This is a genomic window from Paracoccus kondratievae, from assembly GCF_009301415.1.
GTDB classification, from domain to species: domain Bacteria; phylum Pseudomonadota; class Alphaproteobacteria; order Rhodobacterales; family Rhodobacteraceae; genus Paracoccus; species Paracoccus kondratievae.
The window spans coordinates 497,629-523,271 of sequence record NZ_CP045072.1 but is presented as its reverse complement, the minus strand read 5'-3'; the positions used below and the strand labels follow the sequence as shown (position 1 = coordinate 523,271).

The 25,643-nt window shown below is 61.6% G+C and carries 26 protein-coding genes; 4 read left to right on the top strand and 22 right to left on the bottom strand.

Going from position 1 to position 25,643, the window contains the following annotated elements; translation table 11 throughout:
- Positions 1 to 135: 135 nt before the first annotated feature.
- Together F8A10_RS02670 and F8A10_RS02665 are read left to right on the top strand one after the other, a co-directional pair.
- Positions 136 to 2,415 carry an NADP-dependent malic enzyme gene (locus F8A10_RS02670; RefSeq protein ID WP_010392880.1) on the top strand — a complete coding sequence of 760 codons (2,280 nt, stop codon included), beginning with the start codon at positions 136 to 138 and terminating at the stop codon, positions 2,413 to 2,415.
- Between the two features lie 239 nt (positions 2,416 to 2,654).
- Positions 2,655 to 4,559, top strand: a complete 1,905-nt coding sequence (locus F8A10_RS02665) for a propionyl-CoA synthetase (protein ID WP_152366627.1) — start codon at positions 2,655 to 2,657, stop codon at positions 4,557 to 4,559.
- A 178-nt stretch (positions 4,560 to 4,737) separates the two neighbouring features.
- Here the strand turns inward: F8A10_RS02665 and F8A10_RS02660 are convergent, their stop codons facing one another.
- From F8A10_RS02660 to F8A10_RS02650, 3 genes are read right to left on the bottom strand one after another with little or no spacing between them, the layout of a single operon-like run.
- The gene (locus F8A10_RS02660) at positions 4,738 to 5,127 is read right to left on the bottom strand and encodes an amino acid-binding ACT domain-containing protein (RefSeq protein WP_152366626.1); all 390 of its coding nucleotides are present in this window, start codon (positions 5,125 to 5,127) and stop codon (positions 4,738 to 4,740) included.
- Positions 5,120 to 5,482: an antibiotic biosynthesis monooxygenase family protein gene (locus F8A10_RS02655; protein WP_010392885.1), complete on the bottom strand. Its 363-nt coding sequence runs from the start codon at positions 5,480 to 5,482 to the stop codon at positions 5,120 to 5,122. The genes F8A10_RS02660 and F8A10_RS02655 overlap by 8 nt, the downstream gene beginning before the upstream one ends.
- The gene (locus F8A10_RS02650; RefSeq protein WP_152366625.1) at positions 5,479 to 5,802 is read right to left on the bottom strand and encodes an NIPSNAP family protein; all 324 of its coding nucleotides are present in this window, start codon (positions 5,800 to 5,802) and stop codon (positions 5,479 to 5,481) included. Before F8A10_RS02650 ends, F8A10_RS02655 begins: the two co-directional genes overlap by 4 nt.
- Positions 5,803 to 5,874: 72 nt before the next feature.
- On the opposite strand from F8A10_RS02650, the gene F8A10_RS21310 reads away from it, so the two are divergent.
- Complete coding sequence (locus F8A10_RS21310) at positions 5,875 to 6,252, top strand: ArsR/SmtB family transcription factor (protein ID WP_227493400.1); 378 nt, start codon at positions 5,875 to 5,877, stop codon at positions 6,250 to 6,252.
- 22 nt (positions 6,253 to 6,274) lie between these two features.
- Positions 6,275 to 6,541, top strand: a complete 267-nt coding sequence (locus F8A10_RS21305; RefSeq protein WP_227493399.1) for a hypothetical protein — start codon at positions 6,275 to 6,277, stop codon at positions 6,539 to 6,541.
- Between the two features lie 232 nt (positions 6,542 to 6,773).
- On the opposite strand, the gene aroA is transcribed toward F8A10_RS21305, so the two are convergent.
- The 19 genes from aroA to nuoF form a co-directional block, all read right to left on the bottom strand.
- A complete protein-coding gene (aroA, locus tag F8A10_RS02640; protein ID WP_010392892.1) occupies positions 6,774 to 8,105 on the bottom strand; it encodes a 3-phosphoshikimate 1-carboxyvinyltransferase in 1,332 nt (443 codons plus the stop codon).
- Positions 8,106 to 8,177: 72 nt separating this feature from the next.
- Positions 8,178 to 8,879, bottom strand: coding sequence for a tRNA (guanosine(46)-N7)-methyltransferase TrmB (trmB, locus tag F8A10_RS02635; RefSeq protein WP_152366624.1), 702 nt, complete (start codon positions 8,877 to 8,879; stop codon positions 8,178 to 8,180).
- Positions 8,880 to 8,924: 45 nt separating this feature from the next.
- Positions 8,925 to 10,601: a ribonuclease J gene (locus tag F8A10_RS02630; RefSeq protein WP_152366623.1), complete on the bottom strand. Its 1,677-nt coding sequence runs from the start codon at positions 10,599 to 10,601 to the stop codon at positions 8,925 to 8,927.
- Positions 10,594 to 11,373, bottom strand: a complete 780-nt coding sequence (locus F8A10_RS02625; RefSeq protein ID WP_010392895.1) for a type III pantothenate kinase — start codon at positions 11,371 to 11,373, stop codon at positions 10,594 to 10,596. Before F8A10_RS02625 ends, F8A10_RS02630 begins: the two co-directional genes overlap by 8 nt.
- A gap of 3 nt (positions 11,374 to 11,376) precedes the next feature.
- Positions 11,377 to 12,135, bottom strand: a complete 759-nt coding sequence (locus F8A10_RS02620; protein WP_193668137.1) for a biotin--[acetyl-CoA-carboxylase] ligase — start codon at positions 12,133 to 12,135, stop codon at positions 11,377 to 11,379.
- Positions 12,128 to 13,612, bottom strand: a complete 1,485-nt coding sequence (gene nuoN / locus F8A10_RS02615; RefSeq protein ID WP_152366621.1) for an NADH-quinone oxidoreductase subunit NuoN — start codon at positions 13,610 to 13,612, stop codon at positions 12,128 to 12,130. Before nuoN ends, F8A10_RS02620 begins: the two co-directional genes overlap by 8 nt.
- Positions 13,613 to 13,621: 9 nt before the next feature.
- A complete protein-coding gene (locus tag F8A10_RS02610) occupies positions 13,622 to 15,163 on the bottom strand; it encodes an NADH-quinone oxidoreductase subunit M (RefSeq protein ID WP_010392899.1) in 1,542 nt (513 codons plus the stop codon).
- Position 15,164: 1 nt separating this feature from the next.
- Complete coding sequence (gene nuoL, locus F8A10_RS02605) at positions 15,165 to 17,267, bottom strand: NADH-quinone oxidoreductase subunit L (protein ID WP_152366620.1); 2,103 nt, start codon at positions 17,265 to 17,267, stop codon at positions 15,165 to 15,167.
- A 6-nt stretch (positions 17,268 to 17,273) separates the two neighbouring features.
- A complete protein-coding gene (gene nuoK, locus F8A10_RS02600; protein ID WP_010392916.1) occupies positions 17,274 to 17,579 on the bottom strand; it encodes an NADH-quinone oxidoreductase subunit NuoK in 306 nt (101 codons plus the stop codon).
- 96 nt (positions 17,580 to 17,675) lie between these two features.
- Complete coding sequence (locus tag F8A10_RS02595) at positions 17,676 to 18,278, bottom strand: NADH-quinone oxidoreductase subunit J (RefSeq protein WP_152366619.1); 603 nt, start codon at positions 18,276 to 18,278, stop codon at positions 17,676 to 17,678.
- On the bottom strand, positions 18,275 to 18,679 hold the full coding sequence (locus F8A10_RS02590; RefSeq protein ID WP_152366618.1) for a carboxymuconolactone decarboxylase family protein: 405 nt from the start codon (positions 18,677 to 18,679) through the stop codon (positions 18,275 to 18,277). Before F8A10_RS02590 ends, F8A10_RS02595 begins: the two co-directional genes overlap by 4 nt.
- Positions 18,676 to 19,167: an NADH-quinone oxidoreductase subunit NuoI gene (gene nuoI / locus F8A10_RS02585; RefSeq protein ID WP_010392924.1), complete on the bottom strand. Its 492-nt coding sequence runs from the start codon at positions 19,165 to 19,167 to the stop codon at positions 18,676 to 18,678. The genes F8A10_RS02590 and nuoI overlap by 4 nt, the downstream gene beginning before the upstream one ends.
- Positions 19,167 to 19,349: a hypothetical protein gene (locus F8A10_RS02580; protein WP_010392926.1), complete on the bottom strand. Its 183-nt coding sequence runs from the start codon at positions 19,347 to 19,349 to the stop codon at positions 19,167 to 19,169. Before F8A10_RS02580 ends, nuoI begins: the two co-directional genes overlap by 1 nt.
- A gap of 3 nt (positions 19,350 to 19,352) precedes the next feature.
- Positions 19,353 to 20,390, bottom strand: coding sequence for an NADH-quinone oxidoreductase subunit NuoH (gene nuoH / locus F8A10_RS02575; RefSeq protein ID WP_010392929.1), 1,038 nt, complete (start codon positions 20,388 to 20,390; stop codon positions 19,353 to 19,355).
- Between the two features lie 18 nt (positions 20,391 to 20,408).
- Complete coding sequence (locus F8A10_RS02570) at positions 20,409 to 21,182, bottom strand: hypothetical protein (protein WP_010392930.1); 774 nt, start codon at positions 21,180 to 21,182, stop codon at positions 20,409 to 20,411.
- A gap of 4 nt (positions 21,183 to 21,186) precedes the next feature.
- Positions 21,187 to 23,205 carry an NADH-quinone oxidoreductase subunit NuoG gene (nuoG, locus tag F8A10_RS02565; protein ID WP_152366617.1) on the bottom strand — a complete coding sequence of 673 codons (2,019 nt, stop codon included), beginning with the start codon at positions 23,203 to 23,205 and terminating at the stop codon, positions 21,187 to 21,189.
- 109 nt (positions 23,206 to 23,314) lie between these two features.
- The gene (locus F8A10_RS02560; RefSeq protein ID WP_010392935.1) at positions 23,315 to 23,764 is read right to left on the bottom strand and encodes a hypothetical protein; all 450 of its coding nucleotides are present in this window, start codon (positions 23,762 to 23,764) and stop codon (positions 23,315 to 23,317) included.
- An 8-nt stretch (positions 23,765 to 23,772) separates the two neighbouring features.
- Entirely contained in the window at positions 23,773 to 24,174 is a 402-nt protein-coding gene (locus F8A10_RS02555) for a DUF5333 domain-containing protein (protein ID WP_010392937.1), read from the bottom strand.
- A gap of 169 nt (positions 24,175 to 24,343) precedes the next feature.
- Positions 24,344 to 25,639, bottom strand: a complete 1,296-nt coding sequence (gene nuoF / locus F8A10_RS02550) for an NADH-quinone oxidoreductase subunit NuoF (RefSeq protein WP_010392940.1) — start codon at positions 25,637 to 25,639, stop codon at positions 24,344 to 24,346.
- Positions 25,640 to 25,643: the final 4 nt, after the last annotated feature.

Here is a 25,643-nt window from a genome sequence, read left to right as displayed (position 1 = left end):
CCGGATAATGAGTTTGCGCGCCCGCCCCCCACGATGCAAGAGCGGCGCAGTCCCGCCCCCGGCTCGCAATGCCCCCTGTTCCCCGGCGAAGAAATAGTTTAACGCTGAACCATCTTGAGAGGAGAGGGTCTGGCCATGGAAGAACGCAGGCAGGACAACGCCAGGCAGGCGGCATTGGATTATCACGAATTTCCGCGCCCAGGTAAGCTGGAGGTGCGCGCAACCAAGCCCCTTGCCAACGGCCGCGACCTTAGCCGCGCCTATTCGCCCGGCGTGGCGGAAGCCTGCCTAGAAATCAAGGCCGATCCTGCCACCGCTGCCCGCTATACCTCGCGCGGCAATCTGGTCGCCGTTGTCTCGAACGGTACGGCCGTGCTGGGGCTGGGCAATATCGGTGCGCTGGCCTCAAAACCCGTGATGGAGGGTAAGGCGGTCCTGTTCAAGAAATTCGCCAATATCGACTGTTTCGATATCGAGGTGAACGAATCGGACCCCGAAAAGCTGGCCGATATCGTCTGCGCGCTTGAACCGACCTTCGGCGCCATCAACCTTGAGGATATCAAGGCCCCCGACTGTTTTATCGTCGAGAAACTGTGCCGCGAGCGGATGAACATCCCGGTCTTTCACGACGACCAGCACGGCACCGCCATCGTGGTCGGCGCGGCGGCGACCAATGCGCTGCATATCGCCGGCAAGCGGTTTCAGGATATCAAGGTCGTCTCGACCGGCGGTGGCGCAGCAGGCATTGCCTGCCTGAACATGCTGCTGAAACTGGGCGTCAAGCGCGAGAACGTCTGGCTCTGCGATATCGCCGGCCTCGTCTATGAGGGCCGGACCGAGGAAATGACGCCGCAAAAGGCCGAATATGCGCAGAAATCCGATCTGCGCACGCTCGATCAGGTGATCGATGGCGCGGACCTGTTCCTTGGCCTTTCCGGTCCCGGTGTCCTGAAACCTGAAATGGTCGCCAAAATGGCCAAGCGTCCAATCATCTTTGCGCTGGCGAACCCGACACCCGAGATCCTGCCCGAGGATGCCCGCGCCGTCGCCCCGGATGCGATCATCGCCACGGGCCGCAGCGATTATCCCAACCAGGTCAACAACGTTCTGTGCTTTCCCTTTATCTTTCGGGGTGCGCTGGACGTCGGCGCGACCACGATCAACGACGAGATGCAGCTTGCCTGTATCGAAGGGATCGCCGCGCTTGCCCGCGCCACCACCAGTGCCGAAGCAGCCATGGCCTATCGGGGCGAAACGCTGACCTTTGGTGCGGATTATCTGATCCCGAAACCCTTTGACCCACGTCTGATCGGCGTGGTCTCATCCGCTGTCGCCAAGGCGGCGATGGAGACCGGCGTCGCCACCCGTCCGCTTGACAATATCGCCGTCTACAAACGCAAGCTTGACGGCTCGGTCTTCCGCTCGGCGATGATCATGCGCCCGGTCTTTGAGGCCGCTGCAACCGCCAAGCGCCGCATCGTCTTTGCCGAGGGCGAGGATGAACGGGTGCTGCGCGCCGCCAATGCGATGCTGGAGGAAACCACCGACGCCCCGATCCTGATCGGCCGTCCCGAGGTGATCGCCATGCGCGCCGAACGCGCCGGCCTGCCGATCCGCCCCGGCCGCGACTTTGAGATCGTGAACCCCGAGAACGACCCCCGTTATCGCGACTATTGGGGCACCTATCACGATCTGATGGCCCGGCGCGGTGTCACCCCCGACATCGCCCGCGCGATCATGCGCACCAATACCACCGCCATCGGCGCGGTCATGGTGCACCGGGGCGAGGCTGACAGCCTGATCTGCGGCACTTTCGGCCAATATAGCTGGCACCTGAATTACGTCAGCCAGGTGCTCGCCCGGGACGGGCTGTGCCCGCATGGCGCGCTGTCGCTGATGATCCTTGAGGACGGGCCGCTCTTTATCGCCGACACTCAGGTCCATCATAACCCCACGCCCGAACAGGTGGCCGAGGCCGCTATCGGTGCCGCCCGCCACGTGCGCCGCTTTGGCGTCACGCCCAAGGTCGCGCTGTGCAGCCATTCGCAATTCGGCAACCTCGACAACGAAACCGGCGTCAAGATGCGCGCCGCGATGGAGATCCTGCACTCGCGCGGCGTGGACTTCATCTTTGACGGTGAAATGCACGTCGACTCGGCGCTGGATCCATCAATCCGCGAGCGGCTGTTGCCGCGCTCGATCCTGGAAGGGGCGGCAAATACGCTGGTCTTTTCGGGCACCGATGCGGCATCGGGCGTGCGCAACGCGCTGAAGCTCAAGGCCAACGGGCTTGAGGTCGGGCCGATCCTGATGGGTATGGGCAACCGCGCCCATATCGTCACGCCCTCGATCACCACCCGCGGCCTTTTGAATATGAGCGCGATCGCCGGCACGCCGGTCGATCACTATCGCTAAGCCATGGGGCTGCGGTGATTCTACCGCAGCCCACCCCTTGCCCTGCTTCATTTTGCAAAAGGCGGCAGAGTTTGCATCACACTGCAAACTCATTTTTCTTTGCAAAATTATTTTCCCCGCTTTGGCGACAGATCGCACAAGTTTCTGTCGCATAGCGGGCTGTGGGCGTTAACATCCTTGCGCCCCTCCCCACCTCACGCGTAACTCCACCCATCCATTCGGGGAGGAGAGTTGTTTTCATGGGATACCGCGAGATATATTCCGCGTGGCAGGCCGATCCTGAGGGGTTCTGGATGCAGGCCGCCGAGGCCATCGACTGGAAGCAAAAACCCTCAAAGGCGCTTTTTGACGACAAGGCCCCGATCTACGAATGGTTCTCGGACGGGCTGGTGAACACCTGCTGGAATGCGGTGGACCGCCATGTCCTGGCGGGGCGCGGCGACCAGATCGCCATCTGGCATGAAAGCCCGATCACCCTGACCACCAAGGGGATCACCTACCGTCAGTTACGCGACCGCGTTGCCTCACTGGCCGGCGCGCTGCGTATGCGTGGCGTCGAAAAGGGCGATCGCGTCATCATCTATATGCCGATGATCCCCGAAGCGATCGAGGCGATGCTGGCCTGCGCCCGCCTGGGTGCCGTCCACTCGGTGGTCTTTGGCGGCTTTGCGGCCAATGAATTGGCGGTACGCATCGACGATTGTCAGCCCAAGGCGATCATAGCGGCCTCTTGCGGGCTCGAACCAAACCGGGTCGTTCACTACAAGCCACTGCTTGACGCCGCCATCGACATGTCCAGCCACAAGCCCGAGTTCTGCGTGATCTTCCAGCGCGAACAAGAGGTTGCCAGGCTGGTCGAAGGCCGCGACTTTTCCTGGCACGGCTTTCAATATGGCGTGAAACCCGCCGACTGTGTCCCGGTCGAGGGTAACCACCCCGCCTATATCCTTTACACCTCGGGCACGACTGGCCAGCCCAAGGGCGTCGTGCGCCACACCGCCGGCCATCTGGTCGCGCTGCAATGGTCGATGACAAATATCTATAACATCGAGGCCGGAGACCGTTTCTGGGCCGCCTCGGATGTCGGCTGGGTAGTTGGCCACAGCTATATCTGCTACGGCCCGCTGATCGCGGGTGCCACCACCGTCGTATTCGAGGGCAAGCCGGTCGGCACCCCGCATCCCGGCGTCTTCTGGCGCACCATCCAGAACCTTCGCATTAAAAGCTTTTTCACCGCGCCGACCGCGCTGCGCGCCATCCGCCGCGAGGACCCGAACGGCGACTGGATCCGTCGCTATAAGCTGCACGATCTGCAGGCGTTGTTCCTTGCCGGTGAACGCGCCGATCCCGATACGGTGCAATGGGCGCAGGAGCATCTGGGCGTACCGGTGATCGACCACTGGTGGCAGACCGAAACCGGCTGGGCCATCGCCGCGAACCCGATGGGGATCGAGACCTTGCCGATCAAACCGGGCAGCCCTTCGGTGCCGATGCCCGGTTATGACGTGCAGGTGCTGGATGAGGCAGGCCACCCGGTACCCGCAGGCACGCTTGGAGCCATTGCGATCAAGCTGCCCCTGCCTCCCGGCACGCTGCCGACGCTGTGGAACGCCGAAGAGCGGTTCCGCAAATCCTACCTCGACCACTTTCCCGGCTATTATGAAACTGGGGACGCGGGCTATATAGATGAGGACGGCTATCTTTACATCATGGCCCGCACCGATGACGTGATCAACGTCGCCGGCCACCGCCTGTCCACCGGCGCAATGGAAGAGGTTCTGGCCAGCCACTCCGCCGTTGCGGAATGTGCGGTAATCGGGGTCGCGGACAGCCTCAAGGGCCAGTCTCCGGTCGGATTCCTCTGCCTCAAGGCCGGGATAACGACCTCGCATGACCAGGTGGTGCGCGAAGTGGTCCAGTTGGTACGCGACCGGATCGGTCCTGTGGCGGCGTTCAAATCGGCCTGCGTCGTGGATCGACTGCCCAAGACCCGCTCGGGCAAGATCCTGCGCGCCACCATGGCCAAGATCGCCGATGGAGAAGAGTTCAAGACCCCGGCCACCATCGACGATCCCGCCGTTCTGGACGAAATCCGCAAGGCGCTGGGGCAGATCGGCTACCCCGAGGCCGCCAAAGCCGACTAATGCGCTTTGCAGGCCTATCGGGCCGCATCCTTGTTGCGGCCCGTCCCACATGACACAGCCAGTGATCAAAGAGCCGCTGCCACAGCAGCGGCTCTGTCGTCTGTCGGATGCTTTCGATTTTCTGTCAGATCCTGCCCTGCTGCGAGGTCAGGCCATCCGTACGAAGAGCCCTTAGCAGTCATTCATCGGCGGGCCATCCGGTGGTCGCATTTCCCGCCAGTTCTTCGCTGTCACAGACCAGAACAAGCTGATTATGATGGTCGGAATACTGAACCAGTATATTCACGCCTGCCTCGGCCAATGCGCGCGAGATCGCGCCCAACTGGCCGGGAGTGCCCTGTTTCAGCTTACGGATGATCGGTGTGCGGATCGCCGCGACCGCGATCCCGGCGTCTTTCGCGGCACTGGCTGCAGCCTCGCCATCGCGAAACAGGAAGTGTGCGATCGACGTCCTGCCATGGCTGAATACCCCACCACCCTCGAAAGAAACTCCGGCGCGCCCCATCGCCTCGCCAAGCTCTGCCAGCGCACCGGGACGGTTTTCCAGATGGAACTCAAGGTCAAACATGATCGGAGGTCTCCTTGTGGATCGCGCGGCTGTCGGCCGGAGCCTCGGCGCGGGCTGTCATGCTGTAGTCCCGCGTCACTGCGGCGATACGCAGATGGTAATCGGCAAAGACATGATCGCGGCCTGCAATCTGCACGCGCCGGTGCTCCGGCAGGTTACGCCAGGCCGCGACCGCAGCTTCGTCGCGCCAGAAGGACAGCGACAGGACCTTGCCGGGATTGGTCAGGCTCTGGAACCGCTCGATGGAGATAAAGCCATCCAGATCCGCCAGCAGCGGGCGCAGTCCGGTCGCCAGATCAAGATATTCGGCCCGGGCCGCACCGGGAACCCAGGCTTCGAAAATGACGGCAATCATGTGCGACCCCCATGTGGAGCTGAAGCGAGTTTGACGAAAAGGCGGTTCTCGCTGCGAATAAAGCCCTCACGTTTGGCGAATTCGTAGTTCTCCCGACCCAGTGGATCTGCCGCCAACCGCGACCGATAGGCTTCATATTCGGCAAGGGATGGCAGCGAATAAATGCCATAGGCGGTCGAGGCCGAACCCTCATGCGGGGCGAAATAGCCGATCAGATCAGCACCGCAGCGCGGGCTGCATTCGCCACAGTTACGGGCATATTGATCGAACAGCTCACGCCGGTTCGGATCGATGTCATAGGTGATGACGCAGGTTATCATGGGTCTGGCCTTTCTTGCTGACCCCATACCTACCCGATTGGCGGCAGCAGATGGTTCGGTTAGGATCGAACCATGAGAGAAGGCCCCGATATCGCCCGCATCGCCGCCCTTGTCGCCGATCCTGCCCGCAGTACGATGCTGATTGCGCTGATGGATGGGCGCGCCCTGACCGCGACCGAATTGGCCGGCCTTGGCGGGATCACCAAACAAACCGCCAGTTCTCACCTTGCCAAACTGGTGGATGGCGAGGTGCTGATGGTCGAAGCGCAGGGCCGGCACCGCTACTTCCGTCTGGCGGGCCCCAATGTTGCCAGCCTGCTTGAAGCACTGATGGTGTTTTCCAGCGATGCTGCGCCTTCGTTGCGCACCGGCCCGCGCGGATCCGGCGCTGCGCAAGGCCCGCATCTGCTACGATCATCTGGCTGGAGAGGTGGGCGTCCGGCTTTATAAGCAAATGCTGGCGGATGAGTGGTTGGCGAATGATCTGACCGTGACCAGCTACGGCAGGGAAAAACTGGCCGAAATTGATCTGGATATTGATAGCCTTCCGCCAGGCAATCGGCCCCTGTGCCGTGCCTGCCTCGACTGGAGCGAGCGGCGACAGCATCTGGCCGGGCGTCTGGGGAAGGCCATACTAGATCATCTGATCGCCAGATCATGGGCGCGTCGGGTGCCTGCGTCGCGCATCATCAATTTCACTTCGGAAGGTGAGCGGATCTTGCATGGCTGGCTGCCCTGACCAGCGGCTTTGTTTCGCATAGCTGACATTTCCGTATGTCAGTAACTTTATTCTCCAGCAAATACAGTAGCCGGCAGTTGCACAAGGCTGAGGATTTTTCGCCCCCCACCAGTCTCGTGCATATATGCGCGAAATCGTCCGCATGACTGCTGCTCAGTGATGACACGATGTCAGCCTGCCAATGGTCGGGACAGCCGCGCCTGACAGACACGGCAGCCCCCGCGCGGCAGGTTTAGCCGATCTGCGCACCCAGCCCCTTCATCAAGGGCAGGAAGTCAGGGAACGAAGTCGCAATCGGACTGCCATCATCGACGCTGATCGGCTGTTCCGAGGCAAGCCCCGCGACAAGGAAGGACATGGCGATGCGGTGATCTAGATGGGTCGCGCAAATCGCGCCGCCCTTAAGTCCGCCCTTGCCATGCACGGTCATGGTATCATCCGTCGCCCCGACCTCGGCACCATTGGCGACAAGGCCGACGGCCATGGCCTCGATCCTGTCGCTTTCCTTGACGCGCAGCTCATGGACCCCCTGCATGACGGTCGTGCCTTCGGCGAAACAGGCGATCACGGACAGGATCGGGAATTCGTCGATCATGCTTGCCGCGCGTTCGGGCGGAACGGTCACACCCTTAAGCGGGCCGTGGCGGACGACCAGATCGGCCACCGGCTCGCCCCCCTCTTCACGCGGATTTTCAAAGCGGATGTCAGCCCCCATTTCAAGCAGGGTGACATACAGCCCATCCCGCGTCGGGTTGCGGCTGACGCCGGGCACACGAATCTCGGAGCCCGGAACGATCAGCGCCGCAGCCACCGGGAAAGCCGCACTTGAAGGGTCGCGCGGAACAACAACCGGCTGCGGCCGCAGTTCGGGCCGGCCTCGCAGGGTGATAACCTGCCCTTCATCCGTCACCTCGGTCGAGATCGTGGCGCCAAAGCCCGCAAGCATACGCTCGGTATGGTCGCGGGTCGGCTCGGATTCGATCACCACGGTTTCACCCGGGGCATTCAGCGCAGCAAGCAGCACCGCCGATTTGATCTGGGCCGAGGCAACCGGCGTCTTGTAACGCACGGGCACCGGATCCGCCGCGCCCTTGATCGTGACAGGCAGCCGCTTGCCCTCGCGCGCTGTTACCTCGCAGCCAAACAGCTCCAGCGGGTCAGTCACGCGCCCCATCGGGCGCCGCGACAGGCTGGCGTCGCCGGTGAAGGTCGCGGTGACCGGGGTCGTCGCCATCGCACCCATGATCAGCCGGACACCGGTACCCGAGTTGCCGCAGTCAATCACGCCCTCAGGCTCGGAAAAGCCGCCGACGCCGACGCCGTTCACCAACCACTCACCCTCTCCCAGACGTTCGACACGCGCGCCAAAGGCCTGCATGGCTTTGGCTGTGTCCAGAACGTCCTGACCTTCCAGAAGGCCGGTGATATGGGTCTCTCCCACAGCCAGGGCACCAAGGATCAGCGCGCGGTGGCTGATCGACTTGTCGCCCGGCACCTTGGCCTCACCCTTCAGGGGGCCCGAGCGGCGGGCAATCATCGGAAGCGGTTCGGCGGAATGTGACATGAAGGCCCCCTTGTACGTGTCGCGCAAGGTGATAGCGGTCACGGCTGGCCTATGCAATCGGCCCCGAAGCTTTCAGCCCCTGCGGCGAAAGGTGACGTAATGCGGCACCCGTCCTTCGCGCAGGGCCTTTTGCTCATAGCGCGTGGACAGCCAGTCGTCCCAGGCGTCTTTCCCTTCCGAGATCAACTCGAAACCGGCCTGCGGAACTTCTTCCAGCGTCTGGCGGACATAATCAGGAATGTCGGTCGCTACGCGGAATTCGGCCCCCGGCTTCATCACCCGGTAAAGTGGGATCAGATGTTCGGGCGTGACGAAACGGCGGCGGTGGTGGCGCGCCTTGGGCCAAGGGTCGGGATAGTTCAGGAACGCCTTGCTGATCGAGCCTTCGGGCAGGACATCCATCAGATCGCGGGCATCGCCCGGATGGACGCTGACATTCGACACCCCCGCCGCGCGGATCTTGCCCAGCAGCATCGCGACGCCGTTGATAAAGGGCTCACAGCCAATGATCCCGATCTGGGGATAGCGGGCGGCCATGTGAACCATATGTTCACCCCCGCCAAAGCCGACCTCCAGCCAGACCGGGCGGTCATCGCCAAAGATCTGGGTCGGGTCGATCGGCCTGCGTTCGGGGTTTTCATCAAGGGTAATGCCGCGCGGGCGCAGGTTGCCCAGATCCTCGGACAGATAGCCCTTTTGGCTCTGGCGCAAAGTCTTGCCATGACGGCGGCCGTAAAAGTTACGGCGCGGAGGTTTCGGGTCGAATTCGCTCATGCTCTTTCTCGGGTGGGCCGGCCGGGACCGGCCCATGCTCTCAGATCATTCGGCAGCCAGACGCGAGATGACCACCGTCACCTCGGGCTTCTTGCCGATCTCTTCCATCGAGACCTGACGGGTAAGGCGGCGGATGCCCTCTTCCAGCCGCTCGTCATCCATGACGGTCCGATCATCGGCACGCTCAAGGAAATCGGCCAGCGCAGCCTCGATATTCTCGGCCAGCGGTGCACCGCCACGGCCCCGTTCAGGCAGACCGGACAGTTCAACCCAGGCGTCGGGCAAGGGCGTGTCATCCTCATCAACGATGACCGAGACCATGGCATGACCGTTCAGCGCCATGCGGATGCGGTCGCGCACCACGCCATCCATGGCACCGATCAGCACCGAACCATCCAGATACAGCCTGCCGGTGTCGATCTGATCGACCACCCGCGGCGCGGTCCCGGACAGGTCCAGCATGGTACCGTTCGTCGCCACTGCCGCCGGAATGCCGCGCGCCTCGGCCAGCTTGGCATGCTCGCGCAGATGCATGTGTTCGCCATGCATCGGAATAACCATCTGCGGCTTCAACAGATCATGCACCGCCTCGATATCGGGGCGGTTGGCGTGGCCCGAAACGTGGTAAACCCCGTCATCGGCATCAAACAGGTCCACGCCCTTTTCCGACAGCGCATTCATGATGCGAATGACGCCGCGCTCATTCCCCGGAATGGTGCGTGAGCTGAAAAGGAAACTGTCGCCCTCTTTCAGGTCAATGCCCAGATAGCGGCCACGCGACAACTGGGCACTCGCAGCGCGCCGTTCGCCCTGACTGCCGGTGACGATCAGCATCACCTTGTCGCGCGGCAGTTCCGAGGCCTCTTCCGGTCCGATCACCGGGGGAAAGTTGGTCAACACGCCGGTTTCGATTGCAACGGTGATCATACGGCGCATGGCGCGGCCCAAAAGGCAGATCTTGCGCCCCGCGGCAACGCCTGCCTCGGCCAGCGTCTTGAGCCGGGCAATGTTGCTGGCAAAGGTCGTGGCCACCACCATCTGGCGCTGCGCGATGACGAAATCCAGCAGCGGATTGGCCAAAAGCGCCTCGGACCGGCCGGGATGGGGGGAAAACACGTTGGTCGAATCGCAGGTCAGGACCTTGACCCCCTGCCCTTCGTTGGCAATCTCGTGCCAGACCATCGGGTCAAAGGGCTCACCCACCACTGGCGTTCCGTCCAGCTTAAAGTCACCCGTATGGACGATCCGACCTGCCGGCGTGTCGATGATCAGGGCCGAACTTTCGGGAATAGAATGGCTGACCGGCACGAATTGCACACGGAAGGGACCTGCCGTCACCACGTCAGGCCGCGGAGCGTGAATATGTATCTGGTCGGTCGGCTGGCCCACCTCTTCCAGCTTCAGCCGCGCCAAGGCACCGGTAAAGCGGCGGCAATGCACAGGCTTTTGCAGCTTTGGCCACAAAAGGCCAAGTGCGCCAACGTGATCCTCATGCCCGTGGGTGATAAAGATTGCGTCGATCCGGTCGCAGTTCGCCTCAAGCCATGACACATCGGCCATGATCAGGTCGATACCCGGGGCGGATTCCATATCGCCAAAGGTAACGCCCAGATCGACGACGATCAGCCGCTCTCGTCCCGGCTCGCCATAGCCATAGACATAGGCGTTCATGCCGATTTCGCCCGCGCCGCCCAGCGGCAGATAGATCAGGCGCTCAGCCATTGCCCATCTCCTTGTTATAATCGTGAATGAGGCGTAGCCCATGCATGGTCAGGTCGTCCTCGATCGCGTCGAACAGATCAAAGCCCTGGTCGAACAGCGGCGCAAGCCCCCCGGTCGCGACGACCTTCATCTGGCGGCCTCGCTCTTCGCGGATCTTGTCCACCACGCCCTGCACAAGGCCGATATAACCCCAGTAAATGCCCGACTGGATACAAGCCACCGTATTTGTACCAATTACCTTGGGCGGCATAGTCACATCGACATGAGGCAGGCTGGCCGCCCCCATATGCAGCGCCTCAAGCGACAGGTTCACCCCCGGCGCAATGACACCTCCGACATAGGCGCCATCCGTGTCGACCACATCAAAAGTCGTCGCAGTGCCAAAATCGACCACGATCAGATCGGGACCGTGGCGGTCGAATGCGCCCCAGGTGTTCACCAGCCGGTCGGGACCGACCACCGTGCCAAAATCAACCCGGGGGGCCACCGGCAACAGGCAGTCAGGCTTGCCCACAACCAGCGGGCGGGTGTCAAAATAGCGGTTGCACAGCACGCGCAGGTTGAACACCACCCGCGGCGCGGTTGAACTGATGATGCAGCTGTCGATGTTCAGCTCAAGCTTTTGCAATGAGATCAGTGTGGACAGCCAGACGAAATATTCATCCGCGGTACGCCGGTGGTCGGTCGAAATACGCCACATGCCGACGAATTGTTCGCCGTCCCAGACTGAAAAGACCGTGTTCGTGTTGCCGGTGTCGATGCAAAGCAGCATGGGCTAGCCTCTGAAATACACATCGGCGGCGGGAATAACCTGCCGCCCGTCAGAGCCGCGCAGGATCAGCGCGCCACTTTCGTCAATGCCTTCGAAGATACCGTGACTTTCGTTGGTGCCAGCACGAGCGATGATCGGCTCACCCAGCCGGGCGGCGCGCGAAAGCCAGGCGTTGCGGATCGGCCCAAAGCCGTAGGTTTCAAGCTGATCCTGCCAGCGCGCGAAAGCAGGGGCGAGCAGGTCCAGAAAATCCTCGGGCGCGACGGTATGGCCGGTCTCACCTTTGACCGAAACAGGCGGAACTGCCCCCGGCCCGACCAGATCCGCATCCGGAGCAGCCGCCAGATTGACGCCGATCCCGACCGCAACAGCCTGAATGCCGGGACCGGATCCCGCGCTTTCCAAAAGAATGCCGGCGACCTTGCCACCGTTCAGCAACACGTCATTTGGCCATTTGATCGCCAGCCGCACCGAGGGGCCGCAGGCGTCACCAAGCGCATCATAAAGCGCCAGCGCCGCAACAAAGGACAGTTGTGCCGCGACCAGCGCCCCACCCCTGGGCCGGGTTACCAAGGTCGCGGCGAAATTCCCGGCGGGCATCACCCAGTCCCGGCCGCGACGACCACGGCCCGCGAATTGCTCGCGGGCCATCACCCAGGCTGGACCTGAGAGGCCGGGCGCCAGCCTCAGCGCCTCGGCATTGGTACTGTCGACGCGGGCCAGCACATGGCGGGCCACGCCTTCGGGCCAGGTATCACTCACCTTGCGCAGACTCGGCCGGCTGCTCGGCAGCGGCCACCGGACCTACCAGAGTCTCGGCGGCGCGACCGGCAGCAGCATCGACACCGAACATGCTGACCGCGCCGACCAGCATCGCCAGCGCCGGCACCATCAATGCCAGATACTGCACCGCGCCCATGCGGCTGGTGATGCCTTCACTCTCGGCACCAAAATACATGTAGTAGACGATGCGCAGATAGTAGAAGGCACCGATAACCGAGGCGATGACACCGGCGATGGCAAGCCAACCCATGCCCGCGTCGACCGCTGCGGTCAGCACGCCCAGCTTGGCAAAAAAGCCAAGGGTCGGCGGCACACCGGCAAGGCTGAACATCAGGACCAGCATCGCCAGCCCCTTGACCGGGTCGGTCCAGGCAAAACGGTTCAGCGCGGCAAGATCGGTCACCGGAACCCCGTCACGTTCCATCGACAGGATGAAAGCGAAAGTGCCGATGTTCATCACCGAATAGATGGTCATATAGAGCAGCATGCTCTGCACCCCGATCACGGTGCCGGACGCGAGCCCGACCAGCGCAAAGCCCATATGGGTGATCGAAGAATAGGCCATCAGCCGTTTGATATTGGTCTGGCCGATCCCGGCGATCGAGCCAAGGAACATCGACATCACCGCCAGCGCCGCGATGATCTGGCTCCAGTCCGAGATGACATGACCGAAGGCGTCAAAGACCAGCCGGGCGATCAGCGCCATAGCGGCGACCTTGGGTGCGGTCGCAAAGAAGGCGGTCACCGGGGTCGGCGAGCCCTCATAGACATCCGGCGTCCACATGTGGAACGGCACGGCCGAAACCTTGAAGGCCAGACCGACCAGCATGAACACCAGCCCGAACAGCACGCCAAGCGACAGATGTCCGGCCGAGATGGTCGCAATGATGCCCTGGAACCCGGTGGTGCCGACAAAGCCGTAGATCAGCGAGGTGCCATAGAGCAGCAAGCCCGACGAAAGCGAGCCCAGAACAAAGTATTTCAGCCCCGCCTCGGACGAGCGAACCGAGTCGCGGCGCATGGCGGCAACGACGTAAAGCGCAAGCGATTGCAGCTCCAGCCCCATATAGAGCGTCAGCAGGTCACCGGCCGAGACCATGAACATCATCCCCAGCACCGCCAGAGCGACAATGATCGGGAACTCAAAGCGCAGCATATTACGGCGCTGCATGTAATCGGCACTCATCGCCAGCACGCAGGCAGCAGCAACCAGCGTCACCACCTTGGCAAAGCGCGAAAAGCCATCGTCGATGAACATGCCATGGAAGGCGGTGCCATCGGTGCGATTGCCAAGACCAACCATGGCCGCGACGATCAGAAAGGCCGCGACAGTCAGCCACAGCAGCGTCCGCGCCAGCCTGTCCTTGCCGAGATAGGCCCCGGCCATCAGGGCGGCAAGCGCGTAAACCGCCAGAACCACCTCGGGCAGAATGGTCGAGAAGTCGAGCGAGGTCATGTCTGCCCCCTAGTGGCTGGCCTGAACCGCGGCAACGGGTGCCGCTGGCTGGCTCTGGTTGTAGTCTTGAAGAAGCGCGGAGACGGCCGGACCGGTCACATCGGTAACGAGCCGCGGATAGACACCGAGGATCAGCGTCATCGCAATCAGCGGCACAAAGATCCAACGCTCGCGCGGGGTCATGTCGGTGATCGACTTCAGGCTTTCCTTGATCAGCTGGCCCAGCGTCACGCGGCGATAAAGCCACAGCGCATAAGCGGCCGAGAAGATCACGCCCGTGGTCGCGACCAGCGCCACCCAGGTATTGACGCGGAAAGTACCCATCAACGTCAGGAATTCACCCACGAAACCCGAGGTGCCGGGCAGGCCCACGTTCGCCATGGTAAAGAACATGAACACCGCCGCATAGGCCGGCATCCGGTTCACGAGGCCGCCGTAGGCGTCGATCTCACGCGTGTGCATGCGGTCGTAGATGACCCCGACGCAAAGGAACAGCGCGCCCGAGACAAAGCCGTGCGACAGCATCTGGAAGATCGCGCCGTCGACACCAACCTGATTGGCGGCAAATATCCCCAGGGTCACGTAACCCATATGCGCGACCGAGGAATAGGCGATGACCTTCTTCATGTCCGACTGCGCCAGCGCCACCAGCGACGTGTAGACGATGGCAATGGCGGACAGCCAGAACACATAGGGCTGGGCAACAGCACTGGCGACCGGGAACATGGGCAGGCTGAAGCGCAGAAAGCCGTAACCGCCCATCTTCAGCAGCACCGCGGCCAGCAGGACCGAACCGGCGGTCGGTGCCTGAACGTGCGCGTCAGGCAGCCAGGTATGAACCGGCCACATCGGCATCTTGACCGCAAAGCTGGCAAAGAATGCCAGGAACAGCAGCATTTGCGTGCCGCCGATTACGGTCATGCCAAGCAGGCGGAAATTCTCGGACGGGAATTCATACTGCAGCAGCGCGACGATATCGGTCGTGCCCGAGATGCGATACATCGCGATCATCGCCACCAGCATCAGCACCGAGCCAAGGAAGGTGTAGAGGAAGAACTTGAAGCTGGCGTAGATGCGATCCTTGCCGCCCCAGATCCCGATGATCAGGAACATCGGGATCAGACCCGCCTCGAAGAACAGGTAGAAGAGGATGAGGTCCAGCGCGGTAAATACGCCGATCATCAGCCCTTCAAGCACGAGGAAGGCGATCATGTATTCCTTGACCTTATCTCCGACGTTCCAGGTCGAAAGAATGGTCAGCGGCATCATAAAGGTGGTCAGCAGCACGAACAGCACCGAAATGCCGTCCACGCCCATCTTGTAGCGCAGCCCCATGATCCAGGGGTGATCCTCGACAAACTGGAAGCCCGTATTCGCAGGATCAAACCGGAACAGCACAAAGAGCGAGATCACAAAGGTCGCCGTCGTGGTCAGCAACGCCAGCCATTTGGCATTGCGCGCAGCAGCTTCGTCCTGACCCCGCAGGAACAGCGCCATGATGATGGCGGCAACAATCGGCAGGAAGGTGATGATAGAAAGAAGGTTCGTCATGTCAGTGCGCGCCCCGCATCATCACCCAGATCAGCAAGCCCACGATGCCCAGAACCATCGCGAAGGCGTAGTGGAACAGATAGCCCGATTGCACCCGGACCGCCGCACGGGTCAGCCGCGGGATCAAACCCAGGGCCAGGCCGTTGATCGTGCCGTCAATTACGGCGCCATCGCCACCCTTCCACAGCAGTCGGCCAAGCCATTTCGTCGGCCGGACAAAGATGAAGTCGTAGATCTCGTCGAAGTACCACTTGTTCAGCAGGAACTGATACAGCGCCGGTTGCTGGGCCGCCAGCCGCCGGGGCAGCGACGGATTGACGATGTAGAACATCCAGGCCGTGAACAGTCCGATCACCATGGCGATAAAGGGCGAAACCTTGACCCAGGCCGGGGCATTGTGCGCCTCATCCATGGTGTGGTTGTCAGGATGCATATAGATCGCACCACCAACCGGAGCTTCGATCGCAGCATGAGCGGTCTCGGCCGCAGCCTCACCCTCGGCAGCATCGGCGACAGCAGGCTCAGCCGGCGCTTCGGCGGTCGCGTGTTCCCCACCCACGCCTTCGGCCGTTTCATGCGAGCCGGCGATGTGGAAATACTCCGTCACCTTGTGATGGTCGCCAAAGAACGGACCATACCAGACCATACCGGCAAAGATCGCACCAATCGCCAGAACGCCCAGCGGAATGGTCATCACAGGCGGGCTTTCATGCGCATGGTCATGGGCATGATGATCGCCGCGCGGCTTGCCGTAGAAGGTCAGGAAGATCAGCCGCCAGCTGTAGAAGCTGGTGAAGCAGGCCGCGATGACCAGCATCCAGAAGGCATAGCTGCTGCCCGCCCAGGCGCTTTCGATGATCGCGTCCTTCGACAGGAAACCAGCAAAGCCGATATGGGTCAGCGGAATCCCGACGCCGGTGATGGCAAAGGTACCGATCATCATCGCCCAGAAGGTCAGCGGAATCTTTTTCCGCAGCCCGCCATAATTCCGCATATCCTGTTCATGGTGCATGGCGTGGATCACCGAACCGGCGCCAAGGAACAGCATCGCTTTGAAGAAGGCGTGGGTCAGCAGGTGGAACATCGCCGCCGAATAGACGCCGACACCGGCTGCCACGAACATATAACCCAGCTGCGAACAGGTCGAATAGGCGATGACGCGCTTGATGTCGTTCTGGACCAGACCGACGGTCGCAGCAAAGAAAGCCGTGGTCGCACCGATGATGACGATGAAGTTCTTCGCATCAGGCGCAAATTCGTAAAGCGGCGACATACGGCTGACAAGGAACACCCCGGCGGTCACCATGGTCGCAGCGTGGATCAGGGCCGAAACCGGGGTCGGACCTTCCATCGCGTCGGGCAGCCAGGTGTGCAGCAGCAGCTGTGCCGATTTCCCCATTGCGCCGATAAAGAGCAGGAAGCCCAGCAGGTTCGCCGCGTTCCAGTCACGCCACAGGAAATGCAGGCTGGTCTGCGCAAGTTCGGGCACCCGGGCAAAGATCGCATCGAACTGAACCGAGTCGGTCAGCCAATAGATGCCAAAGATCCCAAGCAGGAAGCCAAAGTCGCCGACACGGTTGACGATGAAAGCCTTCATCGCCGCCGCATTCGCGCTGGCCTTTTTATAGTAAAAGCCGATGAGCAGGTAGGAGGCGACGCCAACTCCCTCCCAGCCAAAGAACATCTGCAACAGGTTGTCGGCCGTCACCAGCATCAGCATGGCGAAGGTAAAGAAGGACAGATAGGCGAAGAAACGCGCCTTGTAATGCTCGTCATGCGTCCAGTTGTCGTCATGGGCCATATAGCCCAGCGAGTAGGTATGGACGAGCGCCGAAACCGTGGTCACCACGATCAGCATGATCGCGGTCAGCCGGTCGAGGCGGATGGCCCATTCGGCGTGGAAATCGCCGGTCACCACCCAGTCGAGCACCGGGATATGGCGTACCACCCCGTCAAACGACAGGAACAGGTACCAGCTGGCAAAGCAGACAAGGAACAGCAGCCCTGTGGTCAGGTATTGCGCGGCCTTTTCGCCGATCGCGCGCCAGCCAAGACCGGCGATCAGCGACCCGACGAGGGGCGCGAAGAGGACAAACTTTTCCATGACCGCTTATCCCTTCATCACGTTAACATCTTCCACCGCGATGGTGCCGCGGTTGCGGAAGAAGACGACCAGGATCGCCAGACCGATGGCAGCCTCGGCAGCGGCCACGGTCAGCACGAACATCGTAAAGACCTGACCGGCCAGGTCGCCCAGATGGGTCGAAAATGCGACAAAATTGATGTTCACCGCCAGAAGCATCAGCTCGATCGACATCAGGATGACGATGACGTTCTTTCGGTTCACAAAGATCCCGAAAATGCCGGTGACGAAAAGTATCGCCCCCACAACAAGATAATGAGTCAATCCGATCATCGTCCTGGTCCCTCCGGGTCGTTCACCCGTTGAATATCCGTTCGCTGTATGGGCCGCGCAGGCGGCCCGAATTGGCTAGGTGGCCCTAAGGGCGCTTCAGAGGCCCTGCCCCGGCTTCACATCCTTCAGCTCCAGTGTCTTGGCCGGGTCGCGCCACATCTGCTCAAGCACGTTCTGACGCTTGACGTCCTTGCGGTGACGCATGGTCAGCACGATCGCCCCGATCATCGCGACCAGCAGCACCAGACCGGCAAGCTGGAACATCAGCACATAGCGGTCATAGATCACGAGGCCCAGCCCATAGGTGTTCTGAACCGTCGGGTCCACAGGCGCAGCGCGCAGCGCCTCGGCACCTTCCGAAGGCACCCAGCCCGAAAAGGCAATGCCCAACTGCGCCAAAAGCACGACGCCGATCACCAGTGCAAGCGGCAGATAACGCGCCAGCTCGCCCTTGAGCGCGGCAAAGTCGATATCGAGCATCATCACCACGAACAGGAACAGCACCGCCACCGCGCCGACATAGACGACGACCAGCAGCATGGCCACGAATTCCGCGCCTTGCAGCACAAAGAGGCCCGCCGAAGCAAGGAAAGCAAGGATAAGCCACAACACCGAATGCACCGGGTTACGGCCGATCACCACCATGAAGCCCGCAACGCAGACACTGATGGCGAACAGGTAGAAAGCGAAGGTCATCATTCCTCGTCCTCCTCGGCATAGACGCTCTGGGCAACTTCAAGCGCCTTCTGCATCGCAGGCAGCCCGCCGAACATGCTCATCTGAAAGATCGTCTCGGCGATCTCGCGTTTCGTGGCACCGGCCGCAAGCGCCTGACGGATGGTCATGCGCAGCTGCGGCTCGGCCAGCGCACCCTGAACGGTGATCGCGCCTATGGTGAGAAGCAGGCGCGTCTTGGCGTCCAGCCCCTCGCGGTTGAAAGTCTTGCCGAACCACATTTCCAGCATGTCGGCAGGAATCGTCGGCACCAGCTTTTCAAGGCTGCGCATGTCGAAATGTTCAAGCGCAGGATTGATGGCGCGCGCCATCTCCTGGCCCGAAGCCATCATCTGCGCGAAAAGCCGGGCGAAAGCGTCGGTCATCTGTAGGGCGCATCCAGTTGCAGGTTGCGGGCGATTTCGGCCTCCCAGCGTTCACCGTTCGCAAGCAGCTTTTGCTTGTCGTAGAACAGCTCTTCGCGGGTCTCGGTCGCGTATTCGAAGTTCGGCCCCTCGACGATGGCATCAACCGGGCAAGCCTCCTGGCAAAAGCCGCAGTAGATGCATTTGGTCATGTCGATGTCATAGCGCGTGGTGCGGCGCGAACCATCTTCACGCGGCTCGGCATCAATGGTGATGGCCTGCGCCGGGCAGATCGCTTCGCACAGTTTGCAGGCGATGCAGCGCTCTTCACCGTTCGGGTAGCGACGCAGCGCGTGCTCGCCCCGGAAACGCGGTGACAGCGGGCCCTTTTCGTGGGGATAGTTCAGCGTCGGCTTGGGCGAAACAAAGTAACGCATCCCAAGGCCAAAGCCTTTGATGAAATCCCACATGAGGAAATATTTGGTGGCACGGGCGAAATCAAAGGCCATCAGAACTGCTCCCCTTCCCTGGGAGCCGCGAAACGGTCGAACGCGGCGACATATTCCCGGACACGGGCACTGCTTTTCGCCTGCTCTGCACTGTCCAGATTGTTGGCGAGGAAATGTGCCAGTTCCACCTTGTCGGTCTCACTGGCTTTGGCGAATGCCTCGGCTAGCTTGTTGGCATACATGGCCTACCCTCCGACCGTGAAGCGGGCCCAGAAACCGCCCAGAACTTCATAGCGCGACAGGATCGCCACCAGCACCACCCAGCCCAGCGACAGGGGCAGGAACACCTTCCAGCCGATCCGCATCAGCTGGTCATAGCGGTACCGGGGCACGATCGCCTTGACCATGGCGAACATATAGAACCAGAACCACATCTTGATGACCATCCACCACCAGCCGTCGGCGATAAAGGGCACCGGCGACAGCCAGCCGCCAAAGAACAACAGCGAAAGCAGCGCACACATCAGATACATGGCGATGTATTCACCGGCCATGAACAGCAGATAGGGCGTCGACGAATATTCAGTCATGAAGCCCGCGACCAGCTCCGATTCCGCCTCGACGAGGTCGAAGGGCGGGCGGTTGCATTCGGCAAGCGCACTGACAAAGAACAGCACGACCATCGGCAGGTGCGGCAACCAGTACCAGTTCAGCAGGCCGTAATCGCCGCGCTGCGCCTCAACGATGGCGGTCAGGTTCATCGAGCCGGTCGAAATGATGACGCCGATGATGATCAGACCCAGCGACACCTCATACGAGATCATCTGTGCCGCAGACCGCAGCGAAGCAAGGAACGGGTATTTCGAGTTCGAGGCCCAGCCGCCCATGATAACGCCATAAACCTCAAGCGAGGAGGCGGCAAAGATGAACAGGATGCCGACGTTGATATTCGCCATCACCCAGCCATCATCGAACGGGATGACGACAAAGGCAAACAGCGCCAGCATCATCGACAGAAAGGGCGCCAGGAAATAGACGAACTTGTCGGCACCGGCCGGGACGACGATTTCCTTGAAGACATATTTCATCGCGTCGGCAAAGGTCTGCAACAGACCCCAGGGGCCAACGACGTTCGGGCCGCGGCGCATCTGAACAGCCGCCCAGATCTTGCGGTCGCCATAGACCATGAAGATCAGCGAACCCATGACAAAGGCGATGACCGCCAGACCCTGCAAGAGCAGGCTGAGTGCGAAACCGTAGGGCGAGGCCCAGAATTCAGCCATGATCTTTCGTCCCTCTCATCACGCCGCGGGAATGCCGCGTGCCTTGCATTCCTGCAAGGTCTCTTTCGTTGTCATCACCGTCAGGCCCATCGGTTTTTTCTCGGAAAGGGTGAACACCGAGCCGACGACCATCTTGCCGTTGCGCTTGTCCCGGAGCGTGCGAATGTGGCGGGCATAGAGCGTCCCTTTCGCCTCGGCCCAGCTGGCCAGCGCGCATGTGGCATAGGCGAAGGCGGTGCCGCCGTCCACCCCGGGGCGAAGGTTTGCGGTCACTTCGACCAGACTGTCTTCACCCTTGCGCCCGTTTCCAAGCGTTGCGACCTGCGCACCCTGATAATCCTTGGGATCAGCCTCGAATGTCGCAGGCAGATTCAGCCGCAGCGGACGGGTCCGCGCAGCAAAATCGGCCAGTGCCTTTTCCTGCGCCGTCGGTTCGCGCGGCTTGACCGGCCCCATATCCGGCAGACCAGACAGGTCCAGCTCCAGGTTTGCATTCAGCGCCAGAAGATCGGCCTCGCTCACAGCAAAGGCGTTACGCCCCTCGGGGCTGTCCAGCGCCATTTCGGTCACTGACCCGTCAGGTTCGAGAATCAGGATCTCTCCCGATTTGGTCGAGATCCGGCCCCGGGTCAGGACCTTTTTGTTGGGCGATCCCGCATCGCTTTGCAGCACAGCCACGCCCAGTTCGGGCGGCTTGGGCTGCGGACGCGCGGCACCCTTATCCTCGCTGCAGGCCGCCAGCAGGCCAAGCGCGCCGATACCGATGAGCAGCAATGCAAGGCGGGGTCGCATCGCGTTACTCCGCCGCCAGAGCCGGAGCCCTGCGGGCCGCGGCCATTGCCGAAAGCTCGCCCATCAACGGCGACGAACGCGCGATCGGGTTGGTCAGATAAAAGTCCTTGATCGCATAGCGGAAGCTTGCCTGCCCCAGATCAAAGCGATCAAGCGGCTGCCATTCGTTCTGCGGCACCTGATCGATCTGGGCAAGATGCGGCACGGCCTCGATCAGCTTGCGACGCAGGCCGGCAAGACTGTCCCAAGGCTGGGTCTTGCCCAGTTCAGCCGAAAGTGCCCGCAGGATCGCCCAGTTCTCTTTGCCCTCACCCGGCGCAAAATTGGCGCGCATCGCGAGTTGCGGCCGGCCTTCGGTGTTTACGAACAGGCCGTTTTCCTCGGTATAGCAGGCGCCGGGCAGAATGATATCGGCGCGATGCGCGCCACGATCACCATGACTGCCCTGATAGATCACGAAAGGACCGGGGGCGATATCGACCTCATCCGCACCGAGGTTATAGATCACCTCGGCCCCCTCAATGGCGGCGATCAGCCCGCCCTCGGTCACCGCACCGACATCCATGGCGCCAACGCGGCTTGCCGCCGTATGCAGCACCAGAAGCCTGCAGTCGCCTTGCTCGCAGATGCGCATGGCATGGGCCAGCACAGCCTCTCCATCGGCTTCGCGCAGGGCACCCTGCCCGACGATGACGATACCCGGGGTGCCATCCTTGTTCGACAGATCCTCGTCCTGCAGCTTGGCCAGCGCGGCGCGATCATTGCCAAAGTGATGGTATTCATAGGTCAGATCGACCGGCTCGCCGATCAGCGCGATCTGAGCGCCCTGCGTCCACGCCTTGCGGATGCGGGCGTTCAGGACCGGAGCCTCTTCGCGCGGGTTGGTGCCGATCAGCAGAATGCGCTTGGCGCTGTCGATATCCCCGATCCGCGCCGTGCCGACATAGGCTGAACGATTGCCGATCGGCAGGCGCGCGCCGTCAGTGCGGCATTCCACCTGACCGCCCAGCCCCTCGACCAGTTGCTTAAGGCTGAAGGCCGCCTCGACCGGGACCAGATCGCCGATCAGGCCCGTCACCTTACGGCCCTGCATGGCACGCGCAGCTGCCTCAAGCGCCTCGGGCCAGCTTGCCGGACGCAGCCGGCCGTTTTCGCGGATATAGGGCTTGTCGAGACGCTGGCGGCGCAGACCGTCCCAGACGAAACGGGTCTTGTCGCTGATCCACTCCTCGTTCACGCCATCATGGTTGCGTGGCAGGATGCGCATCACTTCGCGGCCCTTGGTATCTACGCGGATGTTTGACCCCAGCGCATCCATGACGTCGATCGATTCAGTCTTGGTCAGTTCCCACGGACGGGCAGTAAAGGCATAGGGCTTGCTTACCAGCGCACCGACAGGGCAAAGGTCGATGATATTGCCCTGCATGTTCGATTCCAGCGTCTGGTTCAGATAGCTGGTGATCTCGGAATCCTCACCACGGCCGGTCTGACCCATCTGGGTGATGCCCGCGACCTCGGTGGTAAAGCGCACGCAGCGGGTGCAGCTGATACAGCGTGTCATATGGGTTTCAACCAGCGGACCAAGGTTCAGGTCCTCGCTGGCGCGTTTTGGCTCGCGATAGCGGCTGAAGTCGATCCCATAGGCCATCGCCTGATCCTGCAGGTCGCATTCGCCACCCTGGTCGCAGATCGGACAGTCAAGCGGGTGGTTGATGAGCAGGAACTCCATCACCCCCTCGCGCGCCTTCTTGACCATGGGCGAGTTGGTGCGGATCTCGGACGGCGCGCCGTCGGGACCGGGACGCAGGTCCTTGACCTGCATCGCGCAAGAGGCGGCGGGCTTGGGCGGGCCGCCCACGACCTCGACAAGGCACATGCGGCAGTTGCCGGCGATCGACAACCGCTCATGATAGCAGAAACGCGGCACCTCGACTCCGGCCAGTTCACAGGCCTGGATCAGGGTCATGTTGGGATCGACCTCGATAATCTTGTCGTCGATCTTGATCTTGCGAAGATCCGCCATCTTGTCTTCCCTTATCCCTCGCGACGGGAAACCATGCCGGACCGATCTCCGTCAGGTTCCATGCGATGCAATTGCTGGCCGAAGGCTGGCCTAGTTGTCCTGAGCGCCGTCATTCCCGCACCTTTACGAAGGCCCCGGAATAGATCGTCGGCACCAATCTGTCCTGTTCGCCATCACGCTCGACCATGACGCTTGCAGCATCGCCCCCGGTCTGCAGCATCACCGTCGCCCATACGGCGCCAGCGGCGTTATAGCTTACCTTGCGGTTAACATCGGTCGTATAGCGGCTGCCATCCGGGCGCCAGCACTGGATCTGTGCATCCGAGGCATTGCCGGTGATGCGCAAAAGCGGCGCGCCCGTGACGCTGCGGCTGACCTTGGTCCGCACACCCGGTCCGGTCGCATCGCATCTGATATCGGCCGGCGCAAAAACCGAAAACTTCAGATAGAACTTCTCGGCCGTCGGGGCGAAAGGCTGCGACGGCTCGCCTGCAAAGGCATCAGCCGCGATCATCGCCGCCGCTGCCGCCGCCATCAGGGTCAGACCTATGCGGTTCATCCAGCTCATCATTTCGCCACCAAAAGGCTGCCAATAATGGTATTACGCGCGATCTCTTGCCGACCGATGCGGCAATAGGTTTCAGGCTCGCTCTTCTTTGCGCCATTCCGGGTCAGATAGTCATCGGCAATGGCGTAGATGCGCCTCTTATCCTCTTTGCTGTCCAGAAAGGCGTCGATCTGAGCGCGTGAGTAACCCTTTTTCTCGGCATAGCGCTTAAGCTTGCGCGCCTCGCCATAGGCATAAAGGATGCGACCGTCGATGCTGGGACAGGTCCGGCGGATACGGTCGGCAATCCGTGCCGCAATTAGGCGGTCGTTGATGTATTTTTCCTGGCTCAGCGGTTCAAGCGCCACGGCAGGGCTCGACAGCATCGCGGCAATCAATGCAACGGGCAGGATTTTTTTCATGGCAGCAGCCTCCTCGTTATGACCTACAGCCATAACATGGGACCGGCGGAAAGATTTGCCAGTTTGGGTTGAAACCCGCGTGATCGCATGGGCCAGCAACCCGCACATGCGCCGCCGTTCCCCCAGGGGGGCCGGCTTTGTCATGAGGTGCGGAGCCCGAAACATGCGCTTACTCTGCCGCCATCGCGCCCATGCGGCCGGTACGCCTGGCCTTGATACGATCCTCGATCTCTTCGCGGAAGTTGCGGATAAGACCCTGGATCGGCCAGGCGGCAGCGTCGCCAAGCGCGCAGATGGTGTGGCCTTCGACCTGTTTGGTCACGTCGAAAAGCATGTCGATCTCTTCGATCTCTGCCTCGCCGCGAACCAGACGCTCCATCACCCGCATCATCCACCCGGTGCCTTCGCGGCAGGGGGTGCACTGGCCGCAGCTTTCGTGCTTGAAGAACTTGGACAGACGCCAGATCGCCTTAACCACATCGGTGGACTGATCCATGACGATCATGCAGGCCGTGCCAAAGGACGAGCGCAGCTCACGCATGCCATCATAGTCCATGATCGCGTTTTCGCATTGCTCGGCGGTCAGCACCGGGCAAGAAGCGCCGCCGGGGATCACCGCCTTGAGGTTTTTCCACCCGCCACGCACGCCGCCGCCATGCTTTTCGATCAGCTCACGCATCGGGATCGACATGGCCTCTTCGACCACGCAGGGCGCGTTGATATGGCCGGTCAGACCGAACAGCTTGACCCCGGCGTTGTTCGGACGGCCAAAGCCCGCAAACCACTCGGGCCCGCGACGCAGGATGGTCGGCACCACCGCGATGGATTCGACGTTGTTCACCGTGGTCGGGCAACCGTAAAGCCCCGCCCCTGCAGGGAACGGCGGCTTCATGCGCGGCATGCCCTTTTTGCCTTCCAGCGATTCAAGCAGCGCGGTTTCCTCACCACAGATATAGGCACCGGCGCCGTGATGCAGGAACAGGTCGAAATCCCAGCCCGAACCAGCGGCGTTACGGCCCAGCAGACCCGCATCATAGCATTCGTCGATCGCAGCCTGCAGCGCCTCGCGTTCGCGGATGAACTCGCCCCGGATGTAGATATAGGCGGTATTCGCACCCATGGCGAAGCTCGCGATCAGCGCACCCTCGATCAGCGTGTGCGGATCGTGGCGCATGATTTCGCGGTCCTTACAGGTCGCCGGTTCGGATTCATCGGCGTTGATGACCAGATAAGAGGGACGGCCGTCCGACTCTTTGGGCATAAAGGACCATTTCATCCCGGTCGGGAAGCCCGCGCCGCCGCGACCGCGCAGACCCGAGGCCTTGACCTCATCAATGATCTTGTCACGCCCGCGGGCGATGATGGCGGCGGTGCCGTCCCAGCAGCCGCGCTTTTTCGCGCCGGCAAGGCTGCGGTCGCCCATGCCATAGATATTCGTAAAGATCCGGTCCTGATCGTTCAGCATCGTC

Bases quoted from the DNA above. Each gene is read 5' to 3' on its own strand.
- F8A10_RS02670 (WP_010392880.1), top strand. From the start codon at position 136: ATGGAAGAACGCAGGCAGGACAACGCCAGGCAGGCGGCATTGGATTAT.
- F8A10_RS02665 (WP_152366627.1), top strand. From the start codon at position 2,655: ATGGGATACCGCGAGATATATTCCGCGTGGCAGGCCGATCCTGAGGGG.
- F8A10_RS02660 (WP_152366626.1), bottom strand. From the start codon at position 5,127: ATGTTTGACCTTGAGTTCCATCTGGAAAACCGTCCCGGTGCGCTGGCA.
- F8A10_RS02655 (WP_010392885.1), bottom strand. From the start codon at position 5,482: ATGATTGCCGTCATTTTCGAAGCCTGGGTTCCCGGTGCGGCCCGGGCC.
- F8A10_RS02650 (WP_152366625.1), bottom strand. From the start codon at position 5,802: ATGATAACCTGCGTCATCACCTATGACATCGATCCGAACCGGCGTGAG.
- F8A10_RS21310 (WP_227493400.1), top strand. From the start codon at position 5,875: ATGAGAGAAGGCCCCGATATCGCCCGCATCGCCGCCCTTGTCGCCGAT.
- aroA (WP_010392892.1), bottom strand. From the start codon at position 8,105: ATGTCACATTCCGCCGAACCGCTTCCGATGATTGCCCGCCGCTCGGGC.
- trmB (WP_152366624.1), bottom strand. From the start codon at position 8,879: ATGAGCGAATTCGACCCGAAACCTCCGCGCCGTAACTTTTACGGCCGC.
- F8A10_RS02630 (WP_152366623.1), bottom strand. From the start codon at position 10,601: ATGGCTGAGCGCCTGATCTATCTGCCGCTGGGCGGCGCGGGCGAAATC.
- F8A10_RS02625 (WP_010392895.1), bottom strand. From the start codon at position 11,373: ATGCTGCTTTGCATCGACACCGGCAACACGAACACGGTCTTTTCAGTC.
- nuoN (WP_152366621.1), bottom strand. From the start codon at position 13,612: ATGACCTCGCTCGACTTCTCGACCATTCTGCCCGAGGTGGTTCTGGCG.
- F8A10_RS02610 (WP_010392899.1), bottom strand. From the start codon at position 15,163: ATGACGAACCTTCTTTCTATCATCACCTTCCTGCCGATTGTTGCCGCC.
- nuoL (WP_152366620.1), bottom strand. From the start codon at position 17,267: ATGGAAAAGTTTGTCCTCTTCGCGCCCCTCGTCGGGTCGCTGATCGCC.
- nuoK (WP_010392916.1), bottom strand. From the start codon at position 17,579: ATGATCGGATTGACTCATTATCTTGTTGTGGGGGCGATACTTTTCGTC.
- F8A10_RS02595 (WP_152366619.1), bottom strand. From the start codon at position 18,278: ATGATGACCTTCGCTTTCTACCTGTTCGCCATCAGTGTCTGCGTTGCG.
- F8A10_RS02590 (WP_152366618.1), bottom strand. From the start codon at position 18,679: ATGACCGACGCTTTCGCCCGGCTTTTCGCGCAGATGATGGCTTCGGGC.
- nuoI (WP_010392924.1), bottom strand. From the start codon at position 19,167: ATGGCCTTTGATTTCGCCCGTGCCACCAAATATTTCCTCATGTGGGAT.
- F8A10_RS02580 (WP_010392926.1), bottom strand. From the start codon at position 19,349: ATGTATGCCAACAAGCTAGCCGAGGCATTCGCCAAAGCCAGTGAGACC.
- nuoH (WP_010392929.1), bottom strand. From the start codon at position 20,390: ATGGCTGAATTCTGGGCCTCGCCCTACGGTTTCGCACTCAGCCTGCTC.
- F8A10_RS02570 (WP_010392930.1), bottom strand. From the start codon at position 21,182: ATGCGACCCCGCCTTGCATTGCTGCTCATCGGTATCGGCGCGCTTGGC.
- nuoG (WP_152366617.1), bottom strand. From the start codon at position 23,205: ATGGCGGATCTTCGCAAGATCAAGATCGACGACAAGATTATCGAGGTC.
- F8A10_RS02560 (WP_010392935.1), bottom strand. From the start codon at position 23,764: ATGAACCGCATAGGTCTGACCCTGATGGCGGCGGCAGCGGCGGCGATG.
- F8A10_RS02555 (WP_010392937.1), bottom strand. From the start codon at position 24,174: ATGAAAAAAATCCTGCCCGTTGCATTGATTGCCGCGATGCTGTCGAGC.
- nuoF (WP_010392940.1), bottom strand. From the start codon at position 25,639: ATGCTGAACGATCAGGACCGGATCTTTACGAATATCTATGGCATGGGC.